General features: G+C 74.3%; 8 protein-coding genes and 1 pseudogene. 5 read left to right on the forward strand and 4 right to left on the reverse strand.

The annotated features are described in order from the left end of the window. Positions 1-59: 59 nt before the first annotated feature. Positions 60-299, reverse strand: a pseudogene (locus tag ACIRYZ_RS40360) (alcohol dehydrogenase catalytic domain-containing protein); the annotation flags it as partial. A gap of 127 nt (positions 300-426) precedes the next feature. Between ACIRYZ_RS40360 and ACIRYZ_RS40365 the strand changes: the two are divergent. The 3 genes from ACIRYZ_RS40365 to ACIRYZ_RS40375 all read left to right on the forward strand — a co-directional run bounded on the left by ACIRYZ_RS40365 (position 427) and on the right by ACIRYZ_RS40375 (position 2,844). After that, on the forward strand, positions 427-1,068 hold the full coding sequence (locus ACIRYZ_RS40365; RefSeq protein ID WP_402953633.1) for an alpha-ketoglutarate-dependent dioxygenase AlkB: 642 nt from the start codon (positions 427-429) through the stop codon (positions 1,066-1,068). A gap of 70 nt (positions 1,069-1,138) precedes the next feature. Further along, on the forward strand, positions 1,139-1,897 hold the full coding sequence (locus ACIRYZ_RS40370) for a VOC family protein (protein WP_402953634.1): 759 nt from the start codon (positions 1,139-1,141) through the stop codon (positions 1,895-1,897). A 236-nt stretch (positions 1,898-2,133) separates the two neighbouring features. Then, positions 2,134-2,844: an alpha/beta hydrolase family protein gene (locus ACIRYZ_RS40375; protein ID WP_402953635.1), complete on the forward strand. Its 711-nt coding sequence runs from the start codon at positions 2,134-2,136 to the stop codon at positions 2,842-2,844. 56 nt (positions 2,845-2,900) lie between these two features. Here ACIRYZ_RS40375 and ACIRYZ_RS40380 read toward each other — a convergent pair whose 3' ends face one another. Together ACIRYZ_RS40380 and ACIRYZ_RS40385 are read right to left on the reverse strand one after the other, a co-directional pair. After that, entirely contained in the window at positions 2,901-3,425 is a 525-nt protein-coding gene (locus ACIRYZ_RS40380) for a universal stress protein (protein WP_402953636.1), read from the reverse strand. A gap of 222 nt (positions 3,426-3,647) precedes the next feature. After that, positions 3,648-4,319, reverse strand: coding sequence for a TetR/AcrR family transcriptional regulator (locus ACIRYZ_RS40385; protein ID WP_402953637.1), 672 nt, complete (start codon positions 4,317-4,319; stop codon positions 3,648-3,650). A 122-nt stretch (positions 4,320-4,441) separates the two neighbouring features. Here ACIRYZ_RS40385 and ACIRYZ_RS40390 point away from each other — a divergent pair, with 122 nt between their 5' ends. After that, entirely contained in the window at positions 4,442-5,257 is an 816-nt protein-coding gene (locus ACIRYZ_RS40390; RefSeq protein WP_393030350.1) for an MOSC domain-containing protein, read from the forward strand. 68 nt (positions 5,258-5,325) lie between these two features. On the opposite strand, the gene ACIRYZ_RS40395 is transcribed toward ACIRYZ_RS40390, so the two are convergent. Further along, entirely contained in the window at positions 5,326-5,718 is a 393-nt protein-coding gene (locus ACIRYZ_RS40395; protein WP_380613530.1) for a ribonuclease, read from the reverse strand. Positions 5,719-6,008: 290 nt separating this feature from the next. On the opposite strand from ACIRYZ_RS40395, the gene ACIRYZ_RS40400 reads away from it, so the two are divergent. Beyond that, positions 6,009-7,529: a carboxyl transferase domain-containing protein gene (locus ACIRYZ_RS40400; RefSeq protein WP_402953638.1), complete on the forward strand. Its 1,521-nt coding sequence runs from the start codon at positions 6,009-6,011 to the stop codon at positions 7,527-7,529. The last annotated feature ends 737 nt before the right edge of the window (positions 7,530-8,266 follow it).

Here is an 8,266-nt window from a genome sequence, read left to right on the forward strand (position 1 = left end):
CGGTCAGACGAGCGTCGAGGTGTCGATCACGAAGCGGTAGCGCACGTCCGAGGCGATCAGACCTCGGCGACGACGCCGGCGATTTCATGGCCCGGGACCACGGGATAGGAGGCAGGACCCCACTCGCTACGGACGCTGTGGATGTCCGAGCGGCAGATACCGACGTACTCGATCTCGATCAGGACGTCGTACGGGCCGACGCCCCGCCTCTCGACGGTCGCGGGAGTGAGCGGTTCGGTCGCGGACGTCGCGGCGCAGGCGGGAACGCGGAGCCACCTGGGCGGGGTGGCGGCCGGCAGCCGTTCCGGCCGGTGGTGGCGCGCATCGTGATCGGTGCGGGCCGAGACCAGATCGTTCGAGACGAGACGGTGAGCAACGGAACCAATTGTTCGAGCAGGTGTTCGATTCAAGGCGTAGGCTGGCTCCATGCACAGCACCGTCCACCTCCAGCCCTCGCTGTTCGACGACGGCGACACCGGGGGCGTCCGCCTCGGCCCGCTCGACGGCCTGCGACGGCTGGTGCTCGGCGACGGCGCCTGGCTGGACGTGCTGCCCGGCTGGCTGCACGGCGCGGACGAGCTGTTCGAACAGCTGGCCGCGACGGTGCCCTGGCGGGCCGAGCGGCGCGAGATGTACGAGCGGACGGTCGACGTCCCACGGCTGCTCGCCTCCTACCCGGCGGAGGCCGAGCCGCCGCACCCCGTCCTCGGCGCGGCCCGCACGGCGCTGAGCAGGCACTATGCGCCGGAACTCGGCGAGCCGTTCCGCACCCTCGGGCTCTGCTACTACCGGGACGGCCGGGACAGCGTGGCCTGGCACGGCGACCGGATCGGGCGCGGCGCCCGCGAGGACACCATGGTGGCGATCCTGTCGGTCGGCGAGCCGCGCACGCTGGCACTGCGGCCACGTGCCGGCGGCGGGGCCGTCGTCCGCCGACCGCTCGGCCACGGCGATCTGGCGGTGATGGGCGGCTCCTGCCAGCGCACCTGGGAGCACGCGATCCCGAAGACGGCCCGCCCGGTGGGCCCGCGGATCAGCATCCAGTTCCGCCCGTACGGGGTCGCCTGAGGCCCCCGCTTGCCACCCGCCCGCCGGACACGGAGGCTGACGAGTGGGCCGATGGCACCAGGAGGGCGGCATGCCGAAGGCGGGCCGGTACCACGAGGGCGTCCCGTGCTGGGTCGTGCTGACGACCCCGGACGTCCCGCGCGCGCAGCGCTTCTACGGCGCGCTGTTCGCCTGGGAGTTCGTCCCGACCGGCCCCGGCGAGGCCGTCGCCACCCGCCACGGCGCGCAGGTCGCGGCGATCGCCTCCGCACCCCGGGCGGCGTCCGCCGCCTGGAGCACGTACCTCGCCTGCGCCGACCTGAGCCGTACCGTCGCGCTGATCCGCGCCGCCGACGGGCGGATCGCCCGCGAGCCGTACGAGGTGCCCGACCAGGGCCGCGCCGCCCTCGCCGTCGACCCGCTCGGCGCGCCCTTCGGCCTGTGGCAGGGGGACGCCGTCGACGGCGCCGGGCTGGTCAACGAGCCGGGCACGCTCGCCTGGAACGAGCACCTCTCCCCCGACCCGGACGCCGCCCGCGCCTTCTACCGCGAGGTCTTCGGCTACGGCTACGACCGCCCGCGCGCGGGGCACACCCTCGCCCGGGTCGCGGGCCTGCCCGCCTGCGGAATCGGCCCCGCCGACCCGCCGCGGACCGGCGCCGCCTGGCGCACCCACTTCGGCACCGCCGACGCCGACCGCGCCGCCGCCCGGCTCCACACCCTCGGCGGCAGCGTTCTCACCGACCCCGAGCCCACGCCCTTCGGCCGCTCGGCCCTGGTCCGGGACGACGCCGGCGCGGAGTTCGTCCTGATCGCCGTCCCGTCCGACGAGTCCGCGGAGGCCGCCTGAGACGACCGGTCACTTCCTGGAAGTCGAGGGGAAACGCGGACGGGGCCCGGCACCTGAGTAGGTACCGGACCCCGTCCGACAGTGGAGCGCCAGGCCCGGGTTGCACGGACTCTCCCTACTGAAAGTAGGACGTGCTCTGGTAGCACCGCTGACGCCTGACGAGAGATCGTCTCCCTCGCGACAGGAAGTACAGTACCAGTTCCATGATCAGGCACCGAATCGGAGGGGAACCCGGCATGACGAGCACTCAACCTGAGGTCGTTCCGTATGCGGACGGGCGCCTGCTGGACGTCCACCGCCCGACCGTCGGCGCCGCCGGACCCGCCCCGGTCGTGCTGCTCTGGCACGGCTCGGGCCCGGACGAGCGCGACGTGATGGCGACACTCGCCCAGGAGGCCGCCGGGCTCGGCCTGCTGGTGCTCGTCCCGGACTGGCGCTCCGACCGCGAGGACCGCGGTCGCGCCGACCTGCTCGCCTCGCTCGCCTTCGCCCGCCGCAACGCCGCCGCGTACGGCGGGGATCCGGAGCGCTTCGTGCTGGCCGGCTGGTCGCTCGGCGGCCGGGAGGCGGTCGCCGTGGCCACCCACCCCGACACCCCCGCCGAGCTGCGTCCCACCGCCGCCGTCGGCATCGCCTCCGCCTACGGCCGCCCGGCCGCCACCACCGGCGACTGCCCGCTCGACCTCCTCGCCGCGAGCCCGTCCCCGGTCCCGATCCGGCTGGTGCACGGCACGACGGACGAGGTGGTTCCGGCGGAGCTCACCCGCCAGTTGCACGCCGTCGTACCGACCGCCGAGCTGCTCGAACTCCCCACCGACCACGCCGGCGTGATCATGACCGCCTACAGCCCCGCGGCCCAGCGCTGCCTGCCCGCCACGGACCCCGACACCCTGAACGCCGGTCGCCGGACCGCCGCCGTCCTGGCCCGGGCCGCCGGCCTGCCGTAGCCGGACCGCCGTAGCTGCCCGGTCACAGCCGGCCGGCACCGTCGGCGCCCCGGGGCTCAGTTCCCCGCCACCAACTCCCTCAGCCCGTGCCCGCGTTCCAGCGCCTCCAGGTCCCGCTGGAGCGGCGGGCGCGGCACGGTCAGCACCGGGCAGGTGGCGTGCCGCACGCAGTAGGCGGTGACCGACGGCCGGATCAGCCGGGACAGGCGGCCGCGCTCACGGCCCGCGCCGAGCACCAGGACGTCCCCGGGCCGGTCGGCGCTGCGCACCAGGGTGTGGCCGGCGTCCCCGCGGACGGCCTGGCAGCGCAGCCGGGCGCCGGCGTGGCGACCGGCGAAGGCCTCGTCGAGTGCCTGCCGCAGTCGCGCGACGGCGGCGTCGCGGCCGGCGTTGAGCACCGGCGGGCAGACCGAGCGGCGGTATCCGAGCTCGTCGCCGGTCGGGGTCCAGCACAGCACCGCGAGCACCTCGACGTCCGCGCGCCGGGCCTCGGCGACCGCGCGGTGGAGGGCGGCCAGGCTGCCGAGCGAGCCGCTGACGCCGACCACGATCCGGCCCTCGTCCGCTCCCGTGTCCGCCATGGCCAGCCCCTTCCGCTCCGTCCGCGTCACCGAACCGACCCGCGCCGTGCTGCTCGTCCGACCGACGCACGCCGCCTCAGCCCGGCCCCGCCGTCTCCGTACGACCGGACCGCGCCGCGTCACCCCAGCAAAGCCGTCCGCGCCCCGCCCGCCCTGCCCGTTGACACGGCCCTGACGCCGCACCCGACGTTCCGTACGCGTCCCTGATGCGCCCGGGGCCGGTCAGGCCTCCGGTGCCTGCGCCTCCCACAGGTCGGCGAACATCCGGTCCAGGTGCTCCTCGCCGATCGGCGGGACCGGCAGCGGGTGGGTGGCCTGCGCGCGGAAGCCGTCCAGCAACAGGGCGAGGTAGCGGCGCCAGAGGTCGGGGCGCAGCTCGGTGGCGGCGGGCAGGGCGCGGCAGAGCGGGCCGAGCAGGAAGAGCAGGTCCATGGTGACCACGTCGCGCCGCATGGTGCCCTGCTCCTGGGCGCGGGTGATCAGGGCGCCGACGGTGGCGGCGTGTCCGCGGCTGATCTCGATCATTCCGGGGATGGCCGGGATGGCCTGGGTGACCAGGTCGTTGATGCCCCGGTCGGCGGCGACGAGTTCGAAGATCCGCCCGAAGTAGCGTTCCAGGCCGGTCCAGGCGTCCTCGGCGGCGAGCGCCTCCTCCCCCGCCGTGGCCAGGCCGGCCCCGGCGTCCGCGAAGACCTCGGCGATCAGCGCCTCGCGGGTCGGGAAGTGCCGGTAGAGGGTGGCGTTGCCGACGCCGGCCTCCTTGGCGATCTGGTCCAGGGGGACGTCGAGGCCGTGTCGGGAGAACATCTCGCGGGCGGCGGCGAGCAGCAGGTCCCGGTTGCGCTGCGCGTCGCGCCGGAGCCGTCCCGGGGGGTTCGCGCTGCTCGGTGCCATGCCCCGACCCTAGCAACCGCGCGGCCGCCCGGTGTTCGGCGGCTCGTCACCGGCACCGGCAACTACCCTACGGGGAAACGGAGAAGCCGCGTCCGATGCGGCTGGAGAGCACGGGGGGAAAGATGGCCACAGTGGTGGAGTTGCGGTACTACCCGGTGAAGGGCTGCGCCGGGGTGGTGGCGGAACAGGCGGAGCTGACCCGGGCCGGACTGGCCCACGACCGCTCGTTCATGGTGGTGGACACGGAGGGCGTGTTCCGTTCCCAGCGGCGGGACCGGCTCCTGGCGACCGTCCAGCCGACCGTCCTCGGGGGCGACCGGCTGGCTCTCGCCGCGCCCGGGGTGGAGCCGGTGGAGTTCGCCGTCGACACCGAGGGCCCGCGCCGCGAGGTGCGGATGTTCGACACGCCGTACGCGGCCGTCGACCAGGGCGAGGAGGCCGCCGGGTGGCTCTCCGAGGTGCTGGGCGCGCCCAGCCGGCTGGTCCGGGTGCCGCCGGAGCACGACCGGGTGACCGACGGACTGACCCCGGGGACGTCCGGGTTCGCGGACAGCTCCGCCGTGCACCTGCTGTCGCGTTCTTCCCTGGACGACTTCAACGCGCGCTCGGACGGGGCTCCGCTGCCGGTGGACCGGTTCCGCCCGAACCTGGTGGTGGACGGCTGGCCGGAGCCGCACACCGAGGACCTGCTCCGCCGGTTCACTGTCGGCGGCGCGGAGTTGGGCTACACGAAGCTGGCGATCCGCTGCGCGGTGACGTTGGTGGACCAGTCGACCGGCGCCAAGGCCGGCCCGGAGCCGCTGCGCACGCTGGCCCGCTACCGCCGCGCGGCGGCCGGCGGCGTGGCGTTCGGCAGCAAGTTCGCGGTGGTGCGGCCGGGCACGCTGCGGGTCGGGGACGAGGTGGCGGTGAGCGCCTGGGGGCCGTCCGACCTGTAGGGCCGGTCCCGGTACGCCCGTGGCCCCGGCGGGAAAGTTCGCCGGGGCCGCGGTCGTGCCGGGGGGTGTCAGCAGGTCTGGTCGATCAGGGAGAACGTGGCGTAGTGGTCTCCGGTGTAGTAGTCCTCCTGGTACTGCTGGCCGGTCACGATCCGGCGGGCACCGCGGGTCGGGGCGCCCGGGGTGATGACGGTGTACTCGTGGTAGTACCCGTAGGACTGGCCGGGCAGGACGCTGTCTCTGTTCTGGAACACCACGCCGTCCTGCGAGTACGGGAACGGCCCGTCGGAGGCGATCAGGTTGAGGGTGTCGGTGGCCTCCGGCGGCAGGGTGGACAGGCACACCGTGCCGCTCACGTCGGCGTGCGCGTCGGTGGCGACGGCGACGGGGGCGAGGGTCATCATGGCGACGGCGGTGATGGCGGCAGCGCGAGACTTCCACGCGCGTAGAGTGCGGGTCATGTCGACCAGTGTGGCGGGCCACCGACAACTCCGGAACCCCTGAGTCAACTTTTTACCGACGGGTAACTCTCTTGCCCCATCAAGGACTTCAGCCGCATGCCCACCCCGGGGCGACTCGCCCCGAGGCCGTCCACGAACCGCCCGCACCATCCTTGGGTCGACCGCCATCGAACTACTGCGAGCGCCGTTGTCGGCCTGCTCACACCTTCACATCCCTCCCACAACGCGACATCGGCGCCGCATAGAGTGGCGCACCGTGTCGGGCCGGAACGATCTCTGACGGGGTGGACATGGGTACGGGAACGGGCACTTCGCTGACGGCGCACCAGCTGATCGGACTGCTGGTCGACCCGGGGAGTTTCCAGGGCTGGGACGAGCCGCCGGCCGGACCGCCCGCCGACCCCGGCTACCGCGCCTCGCTCGACCGCGCCCGCGAACGCACCGGCCTGGACGAGGCCGTGCTCACCGGCCTCGGCCTGATCGACGGCCGGCCGGTTGCCCTGGTCGCCTCCGAGTTCGGCTTCCTCGGCGGCTCCATCGGCGTCGCCACCGCCGAACGGATCACCCGGGCCGTCGAACGCGCCACCGCCGAGCGACTGCCGCTGCTCGCCCTGCCCGTCTCCGGCGGCACCAGGATGCAGGAGGGCTCGGCGGCCTTCCTCTGCATGCTCCGCATCACCGCCGCCGTCCAGGCACACCGCGCGGCCGGCCTCCCCTACCTCACCTATCTGCGCAACCCCACCATGGGCGGGGTCTTCGCCTCCTGGGGCACGCTCGGCCAGCTGGTCTTCGCCGAGCCCGGCGCCCGGCTCGGCTTCCTCGGGCCGCGGGTCTACGAGGAGCTGCGCGGCGTGGAGCTGCCCGCGGACGTCCAGCGGGCGGAGACGCTGGCCGAGCACGGGCTGGTGGACGCCGTGGTGCCACCGCAGGAGCTGCGCGAACTGCTCCGCCGGACACTCGCCGTCCTCGGCGCCACGCCTCCCCCCAGTACGGGCGACCTTCGCGATGACGGCACCGCCCCCGCCGACGAGCAGCCCGCCGAGCACCCCGACGCCTGGGACTCCGTCCGCCGCAGCCGCCGACCCGACCGCCCCGGCACCCGTGAGCTGCTGCGTCGCACCGCCGAGGAGCTGGTGCTGCTGGACGCGCCCGGCGGCCGCGGTGGCGCGCTGGTCCGGGCACTCGCCGTGCTCGGCGGCCGGCCCGTCCTGGTCGTCGGCCAGCAGCGGCAGAGCCCGGAGCACGAGCGCCCCTTCACCGCCGCCGACCTGCGGGCCGTCCGCCGCACCGCCCGGCTCGCCGAGCAGCTGGGGCTGCCGCTGGTCACGGTGGTGGACACGGCCGGGGCCGAGCTCTCCGCCCAGGCCGAGGTGGACGGGATCGCGGTGGAGATCGCGCACTGCCTGACCACCCTGCTCGCGCTGCGCACGCCCGTCCTCGCAGTCCTGCTCGGCCAGGGCTCCGGCGGCGGGGCGCTGGCGCTGCTCCCGGCCGACCGGGTGCTCGCCGCCGGGCACGCCTGGCTGGCGCCGCTGCCGCCGGAGGGCGCCTCGGCGATCGTCCACCGGGACGGCGCGCACGCGGCCGAGCTGGCCAGGACCCAGGGCATCGGCGCCCACCACCTGGCGGAGGTCGGGCTGGTGGACGAGGTGGTCCCGGAGCTGCCGGACGCCGCCGAGGAACCGGAGGCCTTCTGCGCCCGCATGGGAGCGGCGCTCGGAACGGCGCTCGACGTCCTGGCGGCCACCGGCGAGGCGGAGCGGCTCACGGCCCGGGCGGCCCGGCACCGGCGGCTGGGCGACGTTCGGTGATCGCGTGACTTTCGGCGATCGACTATCGAGCGGCTTTCGGCGATCGGGCGACGTTCGGTGAGCCGGTCCCTCCGGACTGCGACGAGATCGTGTGGCGCCCGACACAGATCGTCTGTACCCAAAGTGGTGTGACCGGATCGCCCGGTGACAGCCGCCGCTCCTAAACGGTGAGCGCACTCACAGTCGAATCGATCCTACGATGGCCGGTAGTGGCGCCTTCCCGGTACTTGACAGGCCACCGCCCAGGGTCCCGATTGACGGGCGTTTTCCCAGCTCAGCGCCGGTCCGCGCACCGCACACCGCCGCCCCTTCGAATCCATGGCGGCCATCGCCCGTACGACCGGGCGTCGTAACGAAGGGGTCTTGTCGGAAACCGATCCCACCTGGCAACAATGGCTCTCGTCGTCAGCCGCACCGGCCACCTGTCCCGCCGGTGAACGGCTTACCGCCGAGTCGCGCCCCACAACCGCAATGGCCCCTGTCCGGCCCGTGGTCCTGGGTGGGACGCGACTCGACCCAACCCCGATTGAGGTCCTGTTCCTACATGCCCACTTTCAAGCTCCGTATGCGCACTTCCGCCGCGATTCTCGCCGGCACCGCTGGTCTGACCGTCCTGGGCGGCGTGCTGCCCGCCACCGCGAGCGCCGCCACCGTGTCCCCGAAGACCATCGCCGCCCAGATCGTCCCGAAGAACCAGCTGGCCTCGTTCAGCCAGATCATCTTCCACGAGTCCAGCT

This window comes from Kitasatospora sp. NPDC101155 (assembly GCF_044768305.1).
GTDB lineage: Bacteria > Actinomycetota > Actinomycetes > Streptomycetales > Streptomycetaceae > Kitasatospora.